General features: G+C 69.5%; 20 protein-coding genes, 1 pseudogene and 2 riboswitches. Of the genes and pseudogenes, 14 read left to right on the top strand and 7 right to left on the bottom strand.

Annotated elements, in window-relative coordinates:
* Window positions 1–29: 29 nt before the first annotated feature.
* The 3 genes from cbiE to LJF27_RS11330 are packed head-to-tail and all read left to right on the top strand — an operon-like array spanning window position 30 to window position 3,095.
* Window positions 30–1,277 carry a precorrin-6y C5,15-methyltransferase (decarboxylating) subunit CbiE gene (gene cbiE / locus LJF27_RS11340; protein WP_003114023.1) on the top strand — a complete coding sequence of 416 codons (1,248 nt, stop codon included), beginning with the start codon at window positions 30–32 and terminating at the stop codon, window positions 1,275–1,277.
* The gene (locus LJF27_RS11335; RefSeq protein WP_003114022.1) at window positions 1,270–2,370 is read left to right on the top strand and encodes a cobalt-precorrin-5B (C(1))-methyltransferase; all 1,101 of its coding nucleotides are present in this window, start codon (window positions 1,270–1,272) and stop codon (window positions 2,368–2,370) included. The genes cbiE and LJF27_RS11335 overlap by 8 nt, the downstream gene beginning before the upstream one ends.
* Window positions 2,367–3,095 (top strand): cobalt-precorrin-6A reductase, encoded by a 729-nt coding sequence (locus tag LJF27_RS11330; protein WP_003158668.1) that lies wholly within the window; start codon window positions 2,367–2,369, stop codon window positions 3,093–3,095. Before LJF27_RS11335 ends, LJF27_RS11330 begins: the two co-directional genes overlap by 4 nt.
* Window positions 3,096–3,148: 53 nt before the next feature.
* Here the strand turns inward: LJF27_RS11330 and mntP are convergent, their stop codons facing one another.
* The gene (mntP, locus tag LJF27_RS11325) at window positions 3,149–3,718 is read right to left on the bottom strand and encodes a manganese efflux pump MntP (RefSeq protein WP_003091017.1); all 570 of its coding nucleotides are present in this window, start codon (window positions 3,716–3,718) and stop codon (window positions 3,149–3,151) included.
* 9 nt (window positions 3,719–3,727) lie between these two features.
* A riboswitch (yybP-ykoY riboswitch) is annotated at window positions 3,728–3,893 on the bottom strand.
* Between the two features lie 157 nt (window positions 3,894–4,050).
* A riboswitch (cobalamin riboswitch) is annotated at window positions 4,051–4,256 on the top strand.
* Window positions 4,257–4,354: 98 nt separating this feature from the next.
* Between mntP and LJF27_RS11320 the strand changes: the two genes are divergently transcribed.
* The 4 genes from LJF27_RS11320 to LJF27_RS11305 are packed head-to-tail and all read left to right on the top strand — an operon-like array spanning window position 4,355 to window position 9,333.
* Entirely contained in the window at window positions 4,355–6,511 is a 2,157-nt protein-coding gene (locus tag LJF27_RS11320) for a TonB-dependent receptor (protein ID WP_003452422.1), read from the top strand.
* Window positions 6,512–6,563: 52 nt separating this feature from the next.
* Window positions 6,564–7,337: an ABC transporter ATP-binding protein gene (locus tag LJF27_RS11315; RefSeq protein WP_003101422.1), complete on the top strand. Its 774-nt coding sequence runs from the start codon at window positions 6,564–6,566 to the stop codon at window positions 7,335–7,337.
* Entirely contained in the window at window positions 7,334–8,305 is a 972-nt protein-coding gene (locus LJF27_RS11310) for an ABC transporter substrate-binding protein (RefSeq protein ID WP_023109850.1), read from the top strand. The genes LJF27_RS11315 and LJF27_RS11310 overlap by 4 nt, the downstream gene beginning before the upstream one ends.
* On the top strand, window positions 8,302–9,333 hold the full coding sequence (locus tag LJF27_RS11305; RefSeq protein ID WP_017149160.1) for a FecCD family ABC transporter permease: 1,032 nt from the start codon (window positions 8,302–8,304) through the stop codon (window positions 9,331–9,333). Before LJF27_RS11310 ends, LJF27_RS11305 begins: the two co-directional genes overlap by 4 nt.
* Here LJF27_RS11305 and LJF27_RS11300 read toward each other — a convergent pair whose 3' ends face one another.
* The 3 genes from LJF27_RS11300 to LJF27_RS11290 form a co-directional block, all read right to left on the bottom strand.
* Window positions 9,334–10,200: an MBL fold metallo-hydrolase gene (locus tag LJF27_RS11300; protein ID WP_003101427.1), complete on the bottom strand. Its 867-nt coding sequence runs from the start codon at window positions 10,198–10,200 to the stop codon at window positions 9,334–9,336.
* A 119-nt stretch (window positions 10,201–10,319) separates the two neighbouring features.
* Window positions 10,320–10,913 carry a LysE family translocator gene (locus tag LJF27_RS11295; RefSeq protein WP_003114018.1) on the bottom strand — a complete coding sequence of 198 codons (594 nt, stop codon included), beginning with the start codon at window positions 10,911–10,913 and terminating at the stop codon, window positions 10,320–10,322.
* A 50-nt stretch (window positions 10,914–10,963) separates the two neighbouring features.
* Complete coding sequence (locus tag LJF27_RS11290) at window positions 10,964–11,800, bottom strand: AraC family transcriptional regulator (RefSeq protein WP_003160598.1); 837 nt, start codon at window positions 11,798–11,800, stop codon at window positions 10,964–10,966.
* Window positions 11,801–12,010: 210 nt separating this feature from the next.
* On the opposite strand from LJF27_RS11290, the gene LJF27_RS11285 reads away from it, so the two are divergent.
* The gene (locus LJF27_RS11285) at window positions 12,011–12,784 is read left to right on the top strand and encodes an SDR family oxidoreductase (RefSeq protein ID WP_003101432.1); all 774 of its coding nucleotides are present in this window, start codon (window positions 12,011–12,013) and stop codon (window positions 12,782–12,784) included.
* A 50-nt stretch (window positions 12,785–12,834) separates the two neighbouring features.
* Complete coding sequence (locus LJF27_RS11280) at window positions 12,835–13,092, top strand: hypothetical protein (protein WP_003101434.1); 258 nt, start codon at window positions 12,835–12,837, stop codon at window positions 13,090–13,092.
* A gap of 11 nt (window positions 13,093–13,103) precedes the next feature.
* Here LJF27_RS11280 and LJF27_RS11275 read toward each other — a convergent pair whose 3' ends face one another.
* Together LJF27_RS11275 and LJF27_RS11270 are read right to left on the bottom strand one after the other, a co-directional pair.
* The gene (locus LJF27_RS11275) at window positions 13,104–14,741 is read right to left on the bottom strand and encodes a methyl-accepting chemotaxis protein (protein WP_003114016.1); all 1,638 of its coding nucleotides are present in this window, start codon (window positions 14,739–14,741) and stop codon (window positions 13,104–13,106) included.
* A gap of 84 nt (window positions 14,742–14,825) precedes the next feature.
* A complete protein-coding gene (locus LJF27_RS11270; protein ID WP_012613913.1) occupies window positions 14,826–15,815 on the bottom strand; it encodes a LysR family transcriptional regulator in 990 nt (329 codons plus the stop codon).
* Between the two features lie 100 nt (window positions 15,816–15,915).
* Between LJF27_RS11270 and LJF27_RS11265 the strand changes: the two genes are divergently transcribed.
* The 5 genes from LJF27_RS11265 to LJF27_RS11245 are packed head-to-tail and all read left to right on the top strand — an operon-like array spanning window position 15,916 to window position 20,173.
* On the top strand, window positions 15,916–17,085 hold the full coding sequence (locus LJF27_RS11265; protein ID WP_003114014.1) for a M20 aminoacylase family protein: 1,170 nt from the start codon (window positions 15,916–15,918) through the stop codon (window positions 17,083–17,085).
* Between the two features lie 59 nt (window positions 17,086–17,144).
* The gene (locus tag LJF27_RS11260; protein WP_003114013.1) at window positions 17,145–17,930 is read left to right on the top strand and encodes an ABC transporter substrate-binding protein; all 786 of its coding nucleotides are present in this window, start codon (window positions 17,145–17,147) and stop codon (window positions 17,928–17,930) included.
* 55 nt (window positions 17,931–17,985) lie between these two features.
* A complete protein-coding gene (locus LJF27_RS11255) occupies window positions 17,986–18,675 on the top strand; it encodes an ABC transporter permease (RefSeq protein WP_003091034.1) in 690 nt (229 codons plus the stop codon).
* A complete protein-coding gene (locus LJF27_RS11250; RefSeq protein ID WP_003091035.1) occupies window positions 18,672–19,385 on the top strand; it encodes an ABC transporter permease in 714 nt (237 codons plus the stop codon). The genes LJF27_RS11255 and LJF27_RS11250 overlap by 4 nt, the downstream gene beginning before the upstream one ends.
* Before the next feature lie 20 nt (window positions 19,386–19,405).
* Window positions 19,406–20,173, top strand: coding sequence for an ABC transporter ATP-binding protein (locus LJF27_RS11245; RefSeq protein ID WP_003091036.1), 768 nt, complete (start codon window positions 19,406–19,408; stop codon window positions 20,171–20,173).
* Window positions 20,174–20,182: 9 nt separating this feature from the next.
* Here the strand turns inward: LJF27_RS11245 and LJF27_RS11240 are convergent.
* Window positions 20,183–20,395, bottom strand: a pseudogene (locus LJF27_RS11240) (GNAT family N-acetyltransferase); the annotation flags it as partial.
* Window positions 20,396–20,419 lie beyond the last annotated feature (24 nt).

Here is a 20,419-nt window from a genome sequence, read left to right as displayed (position 1 = left end):
CACAGACGCATTTCAGGAGTATCGGAACCGTGTCATCGGCAGACTCGACGCCGCCCTGGCTGACCCTGGTGGGCATCGGCGAGGACGGTTATCCCGGCCTCGGCAAGCAGGCCCGGCGTGCCCTGCTGCAAGCCAGCCGGATCGTCGGCGCGGCGCGCCAGCTGGAACTGCTGCCGCCGTGCATCGGCGCCGCCCGCGAAACCTGGCCGACGCCGTTCTCCCTGGAACCATTACTGGCCCGGCGCGGCCAGCCGACCTGCGTGCTGGCCAGCGGCGACCCGATGCTGTTCGGCGTCGGCGCCAGTCTCGCCCGGCAACTGCCGGCGACCGAACTGCGGGTCCTGCCGGCGCCCTCCTCCCTCTCGCTGGCCGCCGCCCGCCTCGGCTGGGCCCTGCAGGAGGTCGCCTGCCTGTCGCTGGTGGCGCGCCCGCTGGCGGCGCTGCAGGCACAGGTCCACGACGGCCGGCGCCTGCTGGTCCTCAGCAACGACGGCGACAGCCCGGCCGCCATCGCCCGCCTGTTGAACGCCCGTGGCTTCGGCGCCAGTCGCCTGAGCGTGCTGGAACACCTCGGCGGGCCGCTCGAGCGCCGTCTCGACGGCCTCGCCGGCGACTGGTCGCTGCCGCGCGCCGCCGATCTCAACCTGGTGGCGGTGGAATGCCGCGCCGGCGCCGGCGCCGTGCGCCTGCCGCTGACCCCGGGCCTGGCCGACGAGGCCTATCGCCACGACGGCCAGTTGACCAAGCGCGACGTCCGCGCCGTGACCCTGGCGCGCCTGGCGCCCTGCCCAGGCGAGCTGCTCTGGGACGTCGGCGCCGGTTGCGGCTCCATCGGCATCGAATGGATGCGCGCGCACCCCAGTTGCCGGGCGATCGCCATCGAAGCCAACGACGAGCGCCAGGAACATATCCGCCACAACCGCGACGCCCTCGGCGTACCGACCCTACACCTGGTCGCCGGCAGCGCCCCGGAGGCGCTGCTGGAACTGCCCGAGCCGGACGCCATCTTCATCGGCGGCGGGGTCACCGCCGAGGGCGTGCTGGAAACCTGCTGGGAGCGCCTGCGGCCCGGCGGCCGCCTGCTCGCCAACGCGGTCACCCTGCAGAGCGAACGGGTGCTGCTCGACTGGCAGCAACGCCTGGGTGGCGACCTCACCCGCCTCGGCGTCGCCCACGCGCGACCGCTGGGCGGTTTCGACACCTGGCGCCAGGCCTTGCCGATCACCCTGCTGGAATTGCGCAAGCCCGCCGCCAGGAAGCCTCCCCGCGATGCGTGAGGAAACCCCCGAGCAGCCCGCGCCGTTGCGCAGCGGCTACACCACCGGCAGTTGCGCCACCGCCACCAGCCTGGCGGCGGCGCGCCTGCTGCTGGGCGGCACGATCAGCGACGCGGTGCAGATCGTCCTGCCCAAGGGCCAGCAGGTGCTGATGCGCCTGGAATTCTGCCGCGCCTGGGAAAACGGCGCGGAAGCCGGCACCCTCAAGGATGCCGGCGACGATCCCGACGTCACCCATGGCGCCCTGGTGTTCGCCCGGGTGCGCCTGAGCGCCGAGCCTGGCGTGCGCTTCCATGCCGGCCCCGGGGTCGGTACGGTGACCCGCCCGGGGCTGACCCTGGCGGTCGGCGAGCCGGCGATCAATCCGGTGCCGCGACAGATGATCGAACGCCACCTCGCCCAGCTCGCCGCCGAACGGGGCTACGCCGGCGGCTTCGAGGTCGCCATCGGCGTGGAGGGCGGCGCCGAGCTGGCGCTGAAGACCATGAACCCGCGCCTGGGCATCCTCGGCGGGCTGTCGATCCTCGGCACCAGCGGCATCGTCCGGCCGTTCTCCTGCTCGGCCTATATCGCCTCGATCCATCAGGGCATCGATGTCGCTCGCGCCAACGGCGTCCGTCACATCGCCGCCTGTACCGGCAACGCCAGCGAGGACGCCATGCGCCGGCGCTATGCGCTGCCGGAGATCGCCCTGATCGAGATGGGCGACTTCGCCGGCGCGGTGCTCAAGCACCTGCGCAGGGCGCCGGTGGAAAAGCTCAGCCTGTGCGGCGGCTTCGGCAAGATCAGCAAGCTCGCCGGCGGCCACCTCGACCTGCACAGCCGCCATTCCAGCATCGACCTGCCGCAATTGGCCGGCTGGGCCGCCGCGCTCGGTGCCAGCACCGCGCTACAGGACAGCATGCGCGCCGCCAACACCAGCCAGCAGGCGCTGGCCCAGGCACACGCTGAAGGCGTGGCCCTGGGCGATGCGGTCTGCGCCCACGCCCTGCGCTTCGCCCGCGGCATCGTGCCCACCGAGGTGGCGCTGGAAGTCTTCGCCATCGACCGCCAGGGCAACCTGGTCGGCCAGGCCTGCGAGGAGCGCCGATGAAGCGCCTGTTGCTGCTCGGCGGGATCGGTGAGGCCCTGGCCCTCGCCCGCCGGCTCGGTCCGGCGCATCTCTACAGCCTCGCCGGGCTGGGCAAGGTGCCCGGCGACCTGGCCTGCCGGGTCCGGGTCGGCGGCTACGGCGGCGCCGAAGGGCTGGCGGCGTTCATCGACGAGCAGGGCTTCGACCTGCTGGTGGACGCCACCCACCCCTACGCCGCACGGATCAGCCAGAACGCCGTGCGCGCCGCGCGACTGGCCGGAGTACCCTGCTGGGCGCTGCGCCGGCCCGGCTGGCAGGCCGGGCCCGGCGACGACTGGCGCGAGGTAGCCGACTGGCGCGAGCTGATCGCCGCCCTCGCACCCTTCCGCCGTCCGCTGTTCACCCTCGGCCGCGAACCGCTGGAGCATCTCGGCCAGGTCCCGCCGCACCAGCACTGGACCGTGCGCTGCCTGCAAGGCCAGCCGGCCGCGCCGCGCGCCGAGGTGATCGGCGCGCGCGGGCCGTTCAGCCTGGATGGCGAACGGGCGTTGTTCGAGCGCCTCGCCTGCGACGTGCTGGTGAGCAAGAACAGCGGTAGCCAGGCCACCGAGCCGAAGCTCCAGGTGGCGCGGGAAATGGGCCTGCCGGTGCTGGTCCTGGCACGTCCGGCGCTGCCGCCGGCGGACCGCGAGTTCGCCGACGGCGAGGCGCTGCTGGCGGCAATCCGCGATTGGGAAAGCGCCTGAAGCGAACGCCCACCCACTCGCCGCGACCTGTCCCGCCCCGTCTCCGATGCCGCTCACGCCGCGCTGAGATGCTCGTAGAGAATGGTCGCACCGACCAGGATCAGCACCACCCCGCCGACCATCTCCGCGCGCTTGCCGGTCACTGCGCCGAGCGCCCGGCCGAGCATGGTGCCGAGGGTGACCATGGTCATGGTGGCCAGGCCAATGGCACCGGCGGCGAGGAAGATGTTGACATCGACGAAGGCCAGGCCGACGCCCACCGCCAGCGCGTCGATGCTGGTGGCCAGCGCCGTCACCGCGAGAATCCAGAACGAATGCTGGCCGGGCTTTTCCTGTTCCGTCGCATGATCCGCGCGCAGGCCGTTGTGGATCATGTGCAGGCCGAGCAGCACCAGCAGGACGAAGGCGATCCAGTGGTCCCAGTCGGCGACGAACTGGCTGGCGGCCTGGCCAAGCAGCCAGCCGACCAGAGGGGTGATGGCCTCGATCACGCCGAAGATTATCCCGGTGCGCAGCGCCTCCGACAGGCGCGGCCGATCCAGGCTGGAGCCCTTGCCGATGGCCGCGGCGAAGGCATCGGTGGACATGGCGAAGGCGAGGAAGATCAGGGAAACGGGATTCACGCGGATACTCCAGCCGGGCATGAGTCAACGACATGACCCCGCGGCCCGGCTTTGGCGCAGGAATGTCGTTGGTCTCACCAATCCGGTTGGATGCGCTGGCCATGGCAGGTTGCCAAGAATGTTGACCAGCGCGCCGTCAACGGGTGACGGCAGGCTACTCCCCAAGGAAGGCCGGCAGCATAGCAGACCGGCGTGAAGAAAATGTGATGACCCGGGAAGCTGCGCCAGGGCGTGGGGTCCGGCGAAGAAAGACTGCACAAGCGAATTGTTATAGTATAACATTTTATTCAATCCAGATCGTTCAAGGCTTGACTGGAAACGGTGCGGATGTTCCCATCCGGCCCGTTCCAGGTGCCTCCTGCCGCCGCGCAGGAGGTGAAACGGGAAGCCGGTGCGTCACTTCAGTGATCAGTCCGGCGCTGCCCCCGCAACGGTAAGCGAGCGAAATCCTCTTCAGGCCACTGTGCTCCAGCATGGGAAGGCGAGGATTTCACGACCCTCGCAAGCCCGGAGACCGGCCTGCAACGCCCTGTTGGCACACCCGCGGTGGGCGGGAGCGAGCCGGTTGTTCGAGGCGCTGTCGCGCCTGCGATTTCCTGCGCGTTCCGTCCTGCCCGGTCATGAGATGGAACGCCCATGCCCCGCTTCAGCCGTTTGCGCACCGAGCCTTTCGCCCTCGGCCTCTCCACCAGCCTGCTGCTGGTACCGCCCGCCCTCGCCGAAACCGAGGAAGCCGCCCTCGCCCTGCCCAGCCAGTTGGTCAGCGTTCGCCAGGATCCCGCCGAACTCGACCACATCGACCTCGCCACTCCGGTCAGTGCCGGTTCGCGCCTGGGCCTCAGCGCCCTGGACACCCCGGCGAGCACCAGCAGCATCAGCGGCGAGGAAGTTCGCCGACGCAACAACCCCAGCGTCCAGGCCGCCGTTACCCGCAGTCCCGGCATCAGCTTCATCGGCACCCCCGGAGATGGCGGTACCGGCCTCTCGGCGCGCGGCTTCAGCGGCCATGCATCGGTGATGCAACTGTTCGACGGCACGCGCCTGTACACCGGCATGGGCACGGTGAACTTCCCCAGCGATCCGTGGATGGTCGAGCGCATCGACGTGATCCGCGGCCCGGCCTCGGTGCTGTACGGCGAAGGCGCCACCGGCGCGGTGATCAACGTGGTGCCGAAGAAGCCTTTCGCCGGCGAGATCCGCAACCACCTGCGCCTCGGCTACGGCTCCTACGACAACCGCCAGTTGGCCCTGGACAGCGGCGGCTCGCTGACCGACAGCCTCAGCTACCGGCTCAACCTGAACCAGCAGCAGAGCCACGGCTGGATCGACCGTGGCGACTCGCGCAACCTGGGCATCAGCGCGGCGTTGCGCTGGCAGGCCAGCGACGATCTGGCCTTCACCCTCGCCCACGACTATGGCGACCAGGAGCCGATGAACGACTTCGGCACCCCGCTGGTCGGCGGCAAGTACCACAAGCGCCTGCGCGAGAAGAACTACAACGTGCGCAACGACGTGCAGCGCTACAACGACCAGTGGACCCGCCTGACCAGCGACTGGAGCCTTTCCGACAGCGTCACCGCGAGCAACCAGTTGTACTACATCAAGGCCCGCCGCCACTGGCGCAACGCCGAAACCTACGAATGGGACGTCCCGCGCGAAGAGCTGTTGCGCAGGGACTACCTGCGCATCAGCCACGAGCAGGAGCAGATCGGCGACCGCCAGACCTTCGCCTTCCAGCACGCCCTGTTCGGCCTCGACAGCCGCACCCTGGTCGGCGCCGAGTACAACCGCATCCGCTTCCGCCTGAGCAACAACTCGCCCTATACCGATGTCGGCGGCGACTACATCGACCCCTGGCATCCCGCGCCCGGCTACTTCGAAAGCCGCTCGCCCTACCGGCCGCACTCGCGCAGCCAGACCCGCACCTTCGCCCTGTTCGCCGAGAACCGCCTGCAGCTCAACGAGCGCCTGTCGCTGGTGACCGGGGTGCGCCGCGACCAGAACCATATCGACCGCGACGACCTGCGCGCCGGCACCCGCAGCGACCGCAGCCTGCAGGGCGGCAACTGGCGCGCCGGGATGGTCTTCGCGCTGACCCCGGAACTGTCGCTGTACGGCCAGTACTCCACCAGCGAGGACGGTGTGAGCAACCTGATCACCCTCAACGCGGCCCAGCAGCAGATGGACCTGACCCACTCGAAGCAGACCGAGGTCGGCCTCAAGCAGCTGTTCCCGGACGGTCGCGGCGAATGGACCCTGGCCGCCTACCATATCGTCAAGAAGAAGCTGCTCAGCGCCAACCCGCTGCCGCCGCACGACGCGCAGCAGGTCGGCCAGCAGAGTTCGGACGGCCTGGAGGCCAGCCTGGAACTGAACCTGGCCCAGGACTGGCGGCTGTCGGCGAACGCCGCGCTGGTGCGTGCCGAATACGACGACTTCGACGAAACGATCGACGGGCAGACCTACTCGCGCAACGGCAACCGCCCCAGGAACGTGCCACGGCGCACCGCCAACCTCTGGCTGGACAAGTCCTTCGCCGAGACCCTGCGCGTCGGCGCCGGGCTGCGCTACGTCGACCGGCGCTACGCCGACGCCGCCAACCAGGCCAGCCTGCCCGGCTACACGGTGGTCGACGCCAACCTGGGCTGGCGGGTACGGCCGGACCTGACCCTCGGCCTTGAGCTGTACAACCTGTTCGACCGCCAGTACGCCCTGGCTGACAACAACAACGGCCAGCAATGGATCATGGGCCAGCCACGCTCGTTCAACGTCACCGCCGACTTCAGTTTCTGAAGCCGGCGCCGCGGCAATCGTCTCTGCTGAACCACCGGACCTGCGAGTAGCCATGTCGTCCCTTCACCTCGATGCCCTGCACTGGTCGCCCGACGCCTCCACCGAGTTGCTGCGCGGCGTGCATCTGGAAGTCCCGGCCGGCAGTTTCGTCGGCCTGATCGGCCCCAACGGCAGCGGCAAGACCAGCCTGCTGCGCTGCGCCTTCCGCTATGCGCGACCGCAGCGCGGCCGGGTGGTGCTCGACGGCGACGACCTCTGGCGCCAGCCGCCGCGCTGGGCCGCCCGGCGTATCGCGGTGGTGTTGCAGGAGTTCCCCGAGGACTTCGGCCTTGCCGTCGAGGACGTGGTCGCCATGGGCCGCACGCCGCACAAGGGCCTGTTCGACGGCCACGGCGCGGACGACCGCCAGCGAGTCCGCCAGGCGCTGCTCCAGGTCGGTCTCGAAGGGCGTGCCGCGAGCCCCTTCGCCAGCCTCTCCGGTGGCGAGAAGCAGCGCGCCCTGCTGGCTCGCGCGCTGGTTCAGGAGCCGCGCCTGCTGATCCTCGACGAACCGACCAACCACCTCGACCCGCGCTACCAGCTGGAGCTTCTGCGCCTGCTGCGCAGCCTCGGCCTGAGCACCCTGGCGAGCTTCCACGACCTCAACCTGGCGGCGGCCTTCTGCGACCGCCTCTACGTGCTCGACGGCGGCCGCATCGTCGCCCAGGGCACGCCGACCGAGGTGCTCGACGCCGACCTGCTGTGGCGGGTGTTCGGCGTCCGCGCCTTGGTCGACCGCCACCCCCTCGCCGACCACCCGCGCCTGACCTGGATTACCCAAGCATGAAGCACCCGATCCTGCACCACCTGCTGCTCGGCGCCCTGCTCGCCTGCGCCGATGCCGCGCTGGCCGAGCGCTACCCGCTCAGCGTGCGCAGCTGCGAGCGCGAAGTGACGTTCGAGCGCGCGCCGTCGCGCGCAGTCAGCCACGACATCAACCTCACCGAGATGATGGTCGCCCTCGGTCTGCAGACGCGCATGGTCGGCTATACCGGCATCAGCGGCTGGTGGAAGAATGCCGATCCCGGATTGATCGCCGCGCTCAAGCCGCTGCCCGAGCTGGTGGCGCGCTACCCCACGGCGGAAACCCTGCTCGATGTCGACGCCGACTTCTTCTTCGCCGGTTGGGGCTACGGCATGCGCGTCGGCGGCGACCTCACTCCGGCCAGCCTGGAGCCGCTGGGGGTGAAGGTCTACGAGCTGAGCGAATCCTGCGCGCAGATCGGCGAGCCGCGCCGCGCCAGCCTCGACGAGCTGTACCGCGACCTGCGCAACCTGGGACGGATCTTCGACGTCGAACCGCGCGCCGAGCGCCTGGTCGCCAGCCTCCAGGCACGCATCGAGCGCGCCCGCGCCGGCATCCCGGCGAACGCCGAGGCGCCGCGGGTGTTCCTCTACGACAGCGGCGAGGACCGCCCCTTCACCTCTGGCCGCCTGGGCATGCCGCAGGCGCTGATCGAGGCCGCCGGCGGTCGCAGCGTGACCGACGACGTGGCGGCCAGCTGGACCCAGGTCAACTGGGAAAGCGTGGTCGCCCGCGATCCGCAGGTCATCATCATCGTCGACTACGGCGAGACCAGCGCCGCGCAGAAGCAGCGCTTCCTCGAAGAGAACCCGGCGCTGCGCAGCCTGACCGCGATCCGCGAGCGACGCTTCATCGTCCTGCCCTATAACCAGGCCACGCCAGGCATCGGCAACGCCGCGGCGATAGAAACCCTGGTCGCCGGCCTCCACCCTCGGGCGCCACGTCCATGACCCTGTTCCGCAGCCCTCGCGCCTATTGCCTGTTGCTGGGCGGCCTGGTCATGTTGCTCGGCCTGTCCTGCGTGGTCGCCCTCGGCTTCGGTCCGGCGCGACTGGACAGCGGCCTGGTCGGCCGCATCGTCCTCCAGCGCCTGTTCGGCGTGGCGGCGGAGGCCGGTGCCTGGAGCGCCGGCCAGGAGCACATCGTCTGGCTGATCCGCGCCCCACGGGTACTGCTCGGCGCCTGCGTCGGCGCCGGCCTGGCGCTGGTGGGAGCGGCCCTGCAGGCGGTCACGCGCAATCCGCTGGCCGATCCGCACCTGCTCGGCGCCACCTCCGGCGCGACCCTCGGCGCGGTGTTGGTGGTGCTCTACATCGGCGAGGTGATCGGCCTGCTGACCCTGCCGCTGGCGGCCTTCCTCGGCGCCCTCGGCAGCATGCTGCTGGTGCTCGGCGTGGCCAGTCGCGGCGGCCGCCTGGGCAGCGACCGGCTGTTGCTGGCGGGGGTCGCGGTGTCGTTCGTGCTCCTGGCGCTGGCCAACCTGCTGCTGTTCCTCGGCGACCACCGCGCCGCCTCCTCTGTGCTGTTCTGGATGCTCGGCGGCCTCGGCCTGGCGCGCTGGTCGTTGATCTGGCTGCCGGCGCTGTGCGTGGCCGGCGGCCTGCTGGTACTGCTCGGGCTGGGCCGTGCGCTGAACGCGCTGATGGCCGGCGAACAGACCGCCGTGACCCTCGGCCTGGACGCCCGTCGCGTACGCCTGTGGGTCTTCGTCTGCTGCTCGCTGCTGACCGGCGTGCTGGTCTCGGTGAGCGGCGCCATCGGCTTCGTCGGTCTCATGCTGCCGCACGCCGCGCGCCTGCTGGTGGGTGCCGAGCACCGCCGACTGCTGCCGGTGTGCGCCCTGCTCGGCGCGCTGTTCCTGGTCTGGATGGATGTCGCCGCGCGCACCCTGATCGCCCCCCAGGACCTGCCCATCGGCATCGCCACCGCGGCCATCGGCGGGCTGTTCTTCATTCTCCTGCTGCGTCGCCGCAGCTGATCAGAACAGATCCAGCGGGATCTTCAGGTAACGCACCCCGTTGCCTTCCACCGGCGGCAGGTTGCCGCCGCGCATGTTGACCTGGATCGCCGGCAGCATCAGGGTTGGCATGCCGAGGGTGGCATCGCGCTGCTGGCGCATGGCGACGAACGCCTCCTCGTCGACGCCTTCGCGGACGTGCACGTTGTGCCGGCGCTGCTCGCCGACGCTGGTTTCGCAGCGGTGCTCGTCGCGGCCGGGAGCCGTGTAGTCGTGGCACATGAACAGGCGGGTCGCGTCGGGTAGCGCGAACAGGCGCTGGATCGAGCGATACAGCTGGCGCGCGTCGCCGCCGGGAAAATCGCAGCGGGCGGTGCCGTAGTCGGGCATGAACAGGGTATCGCCGACGAAGGCGCTGTCGCCGACCAGGTAGGTCATGCACGCCGGGGTATGCCCCGGGGTATGCAGCGCGCGGCATTCCAGGGCGCCGATGCGGAACGACTCGCCGTCCTCGAACAGGTGCTCGAACTGGCGGCCGTCCACCGGGAACGCCTCGCCGAGGTTGAACAGGCCGGAGAATTTCGCCTGCACCTGGGTGATTCGCGCGCCGATGGCCAGGCACCCGCCCAGTTCGCGCTGCAGGAAGATGGCCGCCGACAGGTGGTCGGCGTGCACGTGGGTCTCCAGCAACCATTCCACCTGCAGGTCGTGCTGGCGAACATGGGCGATCAGGCGTTCGGCGCTGGCATGGCTGGTGCGCCCGGCGGCCGGGTCGTAGTCGAGCACCGGGTCGACGATGGCGCAGGCGCGGCTGGACGGGTCGCGCACCACGTAGCTGTAGGTGGAGGTGGCCGGGTCGAAGAAGGCAGTGATGTCGGGTTTCAACATGGAGGTTCCTTGCGCGGCGTGCTGACGGCGACCGCGCCATGGCTACGGATCGTCCCACCATAGCCAACCCGGGCCCGGCGTACCAACCCACAGGTTTGTCAGGAAGCTACCGGACCGCCTCAGAGCAGCAGGGCGGCCCAGGCCGATGCCAGCAACAACAGCGCCATGCCCTGGTTGAAGCGTTTCATCAGCGACGGCGAGCGCAGCAGCCGCGCGCTGCCGACGCCGAGCAAGGCCCAACTGGCCAGGCACGGCAGCGAAACCAGGAAGAACAGCAATGCCAGCAGGCCGATCCGCCCGGCCTGTCCGGCGCCTTCCCCGGCGAACAGTGCCAGCGCGGCGAGGGCCATCATCCAGGCCTTGGGATTGACCAGTTGCAACGCCGCGCCGCCGAGCACGCCGAGGCGCCGCGGCGGCTCCGCGCCGTCGATGCCGCCCGCGCTGCGGAACAGGCTCCAGGCCAGGTAGCTGAGCCAGCCGACGCCGAGCCAGGCGAGCCCCTGCTGGAGCAGCGGATGGCGTCGCAGCAACTCGCCCAGGCCGAGCCCGAGCAGCAGGATCAGCGCCGCCACCGCCGCGCAGGCGCCGAGCACGATCGGCCAGGCGGCGGCCAGGCCGTGGCGCTGGCTGTTGCTCAGGACCAGGATGTTGGTCGGTCCGGGGGTGATCGAGGCGACGACGGCGAACAGCAGGAAGGGCACGAGGGATTGCATGGACGGGCTCCTGTGGCGGGGGAGCCTTCATCCTGGCGACGCGCCGGGCCTCAGTCTGGAAGCTGGGTGCACTGCCGGCGGTAGGCCGCCGGGGTCATCCCGTAGGCGCGCCGGAACCAGCGGCCGAGATGGCTCTGGTCGGCGAAACCGAGAGCGCTGGCGAGGTCCGCCGGTTGCCCGCCGACAGCGAGCATCTGCCGCGCCTTGGCCAGGCGCAACTGGACCAGGTAGGCGTAGGGTGGCAAGCCGTAGGCGGCCTTGAATGCACGGTTCAGGCGGAAGCGGTCGGTGCCGCAGGCGCTGGCCAGCTCGTCCAGGCCGATGTCCTCGTAGAAGTGCGCATGCAGGTAGTCGCGGGCTTTCTGCGCCACCAGCGGCAGGCGCGGATCGAATGGCTTCGCCTCGCGCCAGCCGAGGTGCACGCGCAGCCGCTCCAGCACCAGCTCCAGGGCGGTCTGCCGCAGCAGTCGCAGCTCGCGGCCATGCAGGACGCGGAAGGCCTGGGCGATGGCCAGGGTCAGGCGCGGGTCTTCGGTGAGGTTGGCGTGGAAGCCGGGGTCGCGGTCGCTGGGCGCATCGTCGAAGGTCGCCCGCAGTTCGCGCCGCAGCCAGTCCGGCTGCAGGTACAGCATCGAGTAGGTGAAGCCGCCGGCGATCGGCGCGCGACCGTCGTGGATCTCCCCCGGTTCGACCAGGAATACCTGGCCGGCGGTGCTGTCGTGTCGGCGTCGGCGGCAGTTGAATTGCTGCACGCCGATCTCGGTGTAGCCGATCAGGTAGCTGTCGTGCCAGTGCGGATCGTAGGCGTGGCCCTCGAAATGGGCGCGCAGGGTCTCGATCCCGGTCTCGGCGTCGCGGGCCAGGTCGATCCAGTCTCGGCTCCCCATCGTGCGTCAGGTCTTCCCACTCGTTGGTTTCGTCGCCGCGACTATAACGCGCCCGTCCCGGGGTTCTAGAAGATTCGTGCAGGCGGCTGCGCTCCTCCGGAGGCGGGAATTGATCGGCGTTTCTGGACAATCTATCCAGGCCGCCGCGATTACTCCGCAAGGCCGCCCTCCCTAGACTGGGTTCTCCACTCACCGCAGGAGAAACACCCCATGGTCGACCACTCCATCAAAGGCAAGACCGTCCTCATCACCGGCGGCGCCAAGAACCTGGGCGGGCTGATCGCCCGTGATCTCGCCGCCCACGGCGCGAAGGCGATCGCCATCCACTACAACAGCGCCGCGAGCAAGGCCGATGCCGACGCCACCGTCGCCGCGCTGCAGGCAGCCGGAGCCAAGGCGGTAGCGCTGCAGGGCGATCTCACCAGCGCCGCGGCCATGGAAAAGCTGTTCGCCGACGCCATCGCCGCGGTGGGCAAGCCGGACATCGCCATCAACACCGTCGGCAAGGTGCTGAAGAAACCCATCACCGAGATCAGCGAGACCGAATACGACGAGATGAGCGCGGTCAATTCCAAGTCTGCGTTCTTCTTCCTGCGCGAAGCCGGCAAGCACGTCAACGACAACGGCAAGATCTGCACCCTGGTGACCTCCCTGCTTGGCGCCTATACCCCGTACTACGCCGCCTATGCCGGCACCAAGGCGCCGGTGGAGCACTTCACCCGTGCCGCTTCCAAGGAGTTCGGCGCGCGCGGCATCTCGGTCACCGCGGTCGGCCCGGGCCCCATGGACACGCCCTTCTTCTACCCCGCCGAAGGTGCCGATGCGGTGGACTACCTGAAGAACGCCGCGGCCTTGTCGCCGTTCTCCAAAACCGGCCTGACCGACATCGACGACGTGGTGCCGTTCATCCGCCACCTGGTCAGCGAAGGTTGGTGGATCACCGGCCAGACCATCCTCATCAACGGCGGCTTCTCCACCAAGTGAGCCACGCAGCGGCCGCCACGGCGGTCGCTGCCTGCCTGCGGAAACCCTTCATGCACGTGACCCTGGTAATCGCCGGCGGCATCGTCCTGCTCGGTCTGTTCCTGCTCTTCGGCAAACTCTGGGATGCCGGGCCGGCGCTCGCTGCCGGCCTGTTCCTGCCGACCTGGCTGGCCGTCGCGCTGGTCAACCTGTGGGTCGGCGTCCAGCACGCCGGCTACGGCTTGCGCGAAGAACTGCCGATCCTGCTGCTGGTCTTCCTGGTCCCGGCGGCACTGGCCGGCGTGGCGATCTGGCTGGCGCCGCGCTAGGCGGCGGCGCTTCAGACGCGGAAACGGCCGACCAGCCGCGCCAGTTCCGAGGACAGCTCGGACAGCCGGCGGCTGGCCCCGGTACCCTGCTCCGAATGTTCCGCCGCCTGGGCGGAAAGCTCGCGCACCTCGCTGATGTTGCGGGCGATTTCGTCGATTACCCGGCTCTGCTCCTCGCAGGCCGAGGCGATCTGCGCGGCGAGGTCGTTGATCCGCCCCACCGCGTCGCCGGTGGCGGCCAGCACGCCGTCGACCCCGGCGGCGCGCTCGACGCTGTCGCGCGCCTTGAGGCTGCCCGACTGCATGGCCCGCACGGCGTTCTGCACCCCGGCCTGGAGGCGCTCGATGCGCGCCTGGATGTCCTTGGTCGAATCCTGGGTGCGCGCCGCCAGCGCCCGCACCTCGTCGGCCACCACGGCGAAACCGCGACCCTGCTCGCCGGCCCGCGCGGCTTCGATGGCGGCGTTGAGGGCGAGCAGGTTGGTCTGTTCGGCGATGCCCTTGATCACCGTCAGCACCGCGTCGATGCTGGCGGTTTCCTGGGCCAGTTGCTGGATGCTCTCGGAACTGCTCTCCACTTCCTGCGCCAACTGGCGGATCACCTCGATGGTCGCTTCCACCACGTTGGCGCCCTCGCGCGCCTGCCGGCGGGCGTCATCGGCCACCTGCGCGGCGCTCTGGGCATTGCGCGCCACCTCGTGGACGGCGCTGCTCATCTGCGTCGCGGCGGTGCTGACCTGGTCCACCGATGCGTGCTCGCTGTTGATCAGACGATCGTTGGCGGCGGTCATGCCGGCCAGCGAACCGGCTGAATCGGCGACCTCGCCGGTGACCCGGCCGACCTCGCGGATCAGCGGCTGCAACTTGTCGAGGAAGGCGTTGAAGGCGCTGCCGAGGCGGCCGGGTTCGTCGCGCGAAGTGACCTCCAGGCGCACGCGCAGGTCGCCATCGCCGTTGGCGATCTCTTCCAGGCGTTGCAGCAGACGCTGCAACGGACGGGTCACCAGGCCGGGGAACACCAGCACCAGCGACAGGCACACCAGCAGGCCGAACGCCACCAGCGCCACCTGCTGCCAGCGGTGGCGCTCGCCCAGCGCGGAGGACGCCTCGCCGTCGGCGGCCGCGGCCGCCTCTTCCATCTCGTCGAGCTGGTTGATCACCTCGCGCATCGCCCCGAACTGGCGATCGCTGTCACCGTAGCTGAGCTGCGCCGCGGCGCTCGGATCGCTGGCCGCCAGGCTCAGCACCCGCGCCGAGGTCGCGCTCCAGAGGGCATAGCCGCGCTCGAACTCGGCGACCTTGGCCAGTTCCGCCTCGCCCGGCTGCATCGCCGCGTACTGGCGCACCCGATCCAGGGCCTGCTGCAGGTTTTCCGCGTGATCGTTCCTCAGGCCGGCGATCTGCTCGGCGCTCAGGTGGCCCTCGAGCAGGCTGCGCTCGGCGACGAAGGCCTGGTAGAGATCACGGTCGGCGTTGAGCAGCAGGGCGATGCCGGGGAGAAAACGCTTGCCCAGGCGCTGGTTGGATTCGTTCAGCTGGGCGATGCCATGCACGCCGAGCGCGCCCACCAGCAGCAGAAGCACCGCCAGCAGGAGGATCGGCAGGGCGATTTTCCTGCGGAACGACAGGTTAGCGAACCATTGCAGCATGCCGGCATCCTCGCTCGTGGCTTTCCAGGCTATCGGTCGCAGCACGACCGATCTTGAGCGACCGTACGTCCGTGCCAGTAGGAATCAGACTAGCAGGCGCAGGGTTTCGAACAGGCGCCGGTCATCCTTCTTCGCCGAGCGGGCGTGGCGGCGGATCGCCTGCAGCAGGCACTCGACGAAGCATTGCGCCGGATTGCTGAGGGCTCCGCCGCGCCGGGTGATGATGCCCAGCCGTCGTGGCTCGAAGGTTTCCCGCAGCGCCAGCGGCACCACCCGGCCGAGCAACGGCGGGGCGGCGCCGATGATCGCCGGCACCCAGGTGCACATGTCGGCCTGCTCCACCAGGGTCTGCAGGATCGCCACGGAGTGCGCGCGGACGATGCGCCGCTCGTCGATCAAGGCGCCGTGGCGCCAGAACAACTCGCGCATCAGGGCGTCGTGGCCGTCGCCGGTGTAGTTCAACGCCCAGTCCTGTTCCAGCAGCTCGTGGATCGAGCCGCAACCCGCCAGCGGATGCCCCTGGCGGACCAGCACCGCGGTGTCGTAGTCGAGCAGCTTCTCGCAGGCGAATTCCTGGGCCGCCTGGGCGCCGTGCAGCGGGCCGATGGCGAAATCCATGCTGCCGTCGCGAAGCAATGGCTGGGCCACCGCCATCAGGCTTTCGAAAAGCTCCAGGCGCACCTCCGGCATGCGCTCGCGGAACGCCTGCACCGCCTCCGAGAGGAAGGTCAGCGCCACCCAAGGCGTCACCCCGATGCACAGCCGGCCGCTGGCCTGGCCACGCAGGTGGTCGAGTTCGACCTGCGCGTGCTCCAGTTGCTTGAGCACCAGCCGGGCGTGGATCAGCAGCGCCTTGCCGTATTCGGTGAAGGTCAGGCCGCTGGGCGTGCGGACGAACAGCGGCAGATGCTGTTCGGTTTCCAGTTCGCGCAGCGCGCGGGTCACGGCCGCCTGGGAAATCCCCAGGACGCGGGCGGCGGCGCGGATGCCGCCGGCGTCGGCACTGGCGACCAGGGCTTGCAACTGGTGGAGTTTCACGGGCTTACCGAGGTGACAACGAAAGGTTGTCATCATAGCCAAAGCGAGCCTCCCCGCCAGTCCCCCGCTTGCCTACCATCGGCTTCGACAACGCCCCGCCGCCCACCGGTCGGAGCCCTTGAGGAGAACAAGAAGAATGACCGAGCCTGCCGTCCTGCCCGCCATCGCGGCGCTGCGGGAAGAGATGGTTACCTTGCGCCGCCATATCCATGCCCACCCGGAGTTGGGTTTCGAGGAACGGCGAACCGCCGCGCTGGTCGCCGAATGCCTGGAGGCCTGGGGCTACCAGGTCAGCCGTGGAGTGGGTCGCACCGGCGTGGTCGGCACCCTGTGCCGCGGCGAGGGCCCAGCGCTGGGCCTGCGCGCCGACATGGACGCGCTACCGATCCAGGAAGCCACCGGCCTGCCCTACGCCAGCCAGGTGGACGGCGTGATGCACGCCTGCGGCCACGACGGCCACACCGCGATGCTCCTCGCCGCAGCCAGGCACCTGGTCGAGTCGCCGCACTGGCGCGGCACCCTGCAACTGATCTTCCAGCCTGCCGAAGAGGGCCTCGGCGGTGCCCGCGCGATGCTCGACGACGGGCTGCTGGAGCGCTTCCCCTGCGACGCCATCTTCGCCATGCACAACGTCCCGGGATACCCCGTCGGCCACCTCGGCTTCCATCCCGGCCCCTTCATGGCCTCGGCCGATACCGTGGTCATCCGCGTGATCGGCAGTGGCGGCCACGGCGCGGTGCCGCAGCGCACCGTCGACCCGGTGGTGGTCTGCTCCGCCATCGTGCTGGCCTTGCAGAGCATCGTCTCGCGCAACGTCGACCCGCAGGACACCGCGATCGTCAGCGTCGGCGCGATCCATGCCGGGACGGTCTCCAACGTGATCCCGGCCAGCGCCGAAATGATCCTCAGCGTCCGGGCCCTGACCGCGGAAACCCGTGCCCTGCTGGAGCGCCGCATCGGCGAACTGGCCCGCGGCCAGGCCGCCAGCTTCGGCGCGCGGGCGGAGGTCGACTACCGGCATTGCCATCCGGTGCTGGTCAACCATCCCGGGCAGACCGCGTTCGCCCGCGAGGTGGCCCGCGACTGGCTGGGCGAGGAATGCCTGATCGACGGACTGCGGCCGTTCACCGCCAGCGAGGATTTCGCCTTCATCCTCGAACGCTGTCCCGGCAGTTACCTGGTGATCGGCAATGGCCAGGGCGAGAGCGGCTGCCAGTTGCACAACCCCGGCTACGACTTCAACGACGACTGCCTGGCCGTCGGCGCCAGCTACTGGGTGCGACTGGCCGAGCGCTTCCTGGCCTGAGCCAGGGTTTTCAACGGGCGCGCGGCCTGGCGCGCGCGGATCGACAGAGGACAACCACAATGACAAGAACCCTCGGCAGCATCGCCCTCTCCCTCCTCCTCGCCGCACCGGCCGGCGCCGCCGACTGGACAGGCAAGGTCCTGCGCCTGGGCGTCGACCCGACCTACCCGCCGCTCGAATACAAGCAGCCGGACGGCCGCCTGGCAGGCTTCGGCATCGAGATCGGCGAAGCCCTCTGCGCGGAGCTGCGAGCCCGCTGCGAATGGGTCGAAAGCAACTGGGACGGCATCATCCCGGCGCTGCTGTCGCGCAAGATCGACGCCATCGTCTCGTCGATGACCATCACGCCGAAACGCGCACAGCACATCGCCTTCACCGACCGCGTCTCCAACGCGCCGAGCCGCCTGGTGGTACGCCGTGGCTCGGCGCTCCTGCCCGACGCCGAGAGCCTGCGCGGCAAGCGCGTGGGGGTCGGCCAGGGCTCCAACCAGGAGGCCTACGCCAAGGCCGAATGGGCCGCCAAGGGGGTACGGGTCGTCTCCTACCAGAACCAGGACCAGGTCTACGCCGACCTCGTCATGGGCCGCCTCGACGCCTCGCTGCAAGGCGCGGTGCAGGCCAGCTACGGCTTCCTCGACAAGCCGGTCGGCAAGGATTTCGAACTGGCCGGAGCGGTGCTGGACGACCCTCGCTACTTCGGGGTCGGCGACGGCATCGGCCTGCGCAAGGAGGACGTGGCGCTGCGCGAGGACCTGAACAAGGCGCTGGCGACGATCCGCGCCAACGGAACCTACGCGCGAATCAACGCCCGCTACTTCGACTTCGACCTCTACGGCACGCCCTGAACGGCGTCCGGCCGCTTTTCACCTCGACCGACAACAACAAGCAATGGAGAGTGAAATGTTCCTCGACGGCTTCGGCCCGCAGATACTCGCCGGCACCCTGGTGACCCTGAAGCTGGCGCTGGGCTCCCTGCTCGGCGCCGTGCTCATCGGCCTCCTCGGCGCCAGCGCCAAGCTCGCCGCCAACCGCCCGCTGCGCGCCCTGGCCAGCGGCTATACGACGCTGATCCGCAGCGTCCCCGACCTGGTCATCATGCTGTTGCTGTTCTTCAGCCTGCAGATCCTCCTCAACCGCGTCACCGACGCCCTCGGCATCGGCCAGGTCGACATCGACCCGTTCGCCGCCGGCTGCGTCACCCTGGCGTTCATCTATGGCGCCTACTTCACGGAAACCTTCCGCGGCGCCTTCCAGGCGGTCCCGGCCGGCCAGGTCGAAGCCGCGCAAGCCTACGGCATGGGGCGCTGGCGAGTGTTCCGCCGGGTACTCCTGCCGCAGATGCTGCGCTACGCCCTGCCGGGCATCGGCAACAACTGGCAGGTGCTGGTCAAGTCCACCGCGCTGGTCTCGATCATCGGCCTCGGCGACCTGGTCAAGGCCACCCAGGACGCTGGCAAGGGCACCCTGCAGTTCTTCCACTTCACCCTGGTCTGCGGGCTGATCTACCTGGCCATCACCGCAATCTCCAACGCCGCGCTGCTGTGGCTGGAGCGGCGCAGCTCGCTGGGCGTCAGGAGGCCGCTGCCATGAACGCGGTACTCGACGAATACTGGCAGGCCTACCTGTGGACCGACGGCCTGCAACTGACCGGACTGGCGATGACCCTGTGGCTGCTGATCCTCGCCGTGGCGCTTGGCTTCCTGCTGGCCATCCCGCTGGCGGTGGCGCGGACCTGCGGCAACCCGCTGCTGCGCTACCCGGTCTGGCTCTACACCTACGTGTTCCGCGGCACCCCGCTGTACATCCAGTTGCTGTTCTTCTACACCGGCGTCTACAGCCTGAATGCCATACGCGCCCAGGACTTTCTCAACGCGTTCTTCCGCGACGGCTTCAACTGCACGGTACTGGCCTTCGTCCTCAACACCTGCGCCTACATGACGGAAATCTTCGCCGGCGCGATCAGGAACACGCCCCACGGCGAAGTGGAAGCGGCGCGCGCCTACGGCATGGGCGGCTTCACCCTCTACCGGCGCATCGTCCTGCCCTCGGCGCTGCGCCGGGCACTGCCGTACTTCAGCAACGAAGTGATCCTGATGCTGCATTCCACCTCGGTGGCGTTCACCGCCACCGTACCGGACCTGCTCAAGGTGGCCCGCGACGTCAATTCCGCCACCTATGCGCCGTTCCTGTCCTTCGGCATCGCCGGCGCGCTCTACGCCGGCACCGCCTTCCTGCTGATCTGGCTGTTCCGCCGCGGCGAGCTGCGCTGGCTGGCCTACCTCAGACCGCAAACCCACTGACCTCTCCCGGAGACACGCGCATGTACAGCCTGCAGGTCGAAGACATCCACAAGCGCTACGGCAGCCATGAGGTGCTCAGGGGCGTTTCGCTCAGGGCCGGCAAGGGAGACGTGATCAGCATCATCGGCTCCTCCGGCTCGGGCAAGAGCACCTTCCTGCGCTGCGTCAACTTCCTGGAAAAGCCCTGTGCCGGGCGCATCCGCGTCGGCGACGAGGAACTGCGCACCCGTCCCGGCGCCCTGGGCGAGCTGCGCGCCGCCGATCCCCGGCAGTTGCAGAGGATCCGCAGCCGGCTGGCGATGGTCTTCCAGCATTTCAACCTGTGGAGCCACCTGACGGTGCTGGAGAACGTGGTCGAGTGCCCGGTCAACGTCCTGAGAATGAACCGCGACGACGCCGTGGCCCGCGCGCGCCACTACCTGGCCAAGGTCGGCCTGGCGGAGAAGGTCGAACGGCAGTATCCCTGCGAACTCTCCGGCGGCCAGCAACAGCGCGTGGCGATCGCCCGCGCCCTGGCCATGGAGCCGCAGGTGATGCTGTTCGACGAACCGACCTCGGCGCTCGATCCGGAACTGGTCGGCGAAGTGCTGAAAGTCATGCAGCAGTTGGCCGAGGAAGGTCGCACCATGGTCCTGGTCACCCACGAGATGGCCTTCGCCCGCCAGGTTTCCAGCCATGTGATCTTCCTCCACCAGGGCGTGATCGAAGAGCAAGGGACGCCGGACCAGGTGTTCGGCGCGCCGCGCAGCGAGCGCCTGCGCCAGTTCCTCGCCGGCAACCTGAAATGAGCCCGGGACTCAGCGCGACGGCGCGAGGAAACGCACGAAGACCAGCTCCGGATCGCCTTCGTCGAGGTTGTCGATCACCCCGCTCGGCTGGAATCCCTCGCGCTCCAGCAGGCGCCGCATCGGCAGGTTGGAGCGGTTGCAGGAAGTGAACAGGCGGTCGCCGCGACAGTCGTCCCGCGCCTGCCGCAGCAACGCGCTGGCGATGCCGCGCCGGCGGCAGTCGGGGGCGACCGCCGCATCCTAGAC

The organism is Pseudomonas sp. 203-8, from assembly GCF_020708595.1.
Classification (GTDB): domain Bacteria; phylum Pseudomonadota; class Gammaproteobacteria; order Pseudomonadales; family Pseudomonadaceae; genus Pseudomonas; species Pseudomonas aeruginosa.
This window is presented reverse-complemented; position numbering and strand designations above follow the sequence as displayed.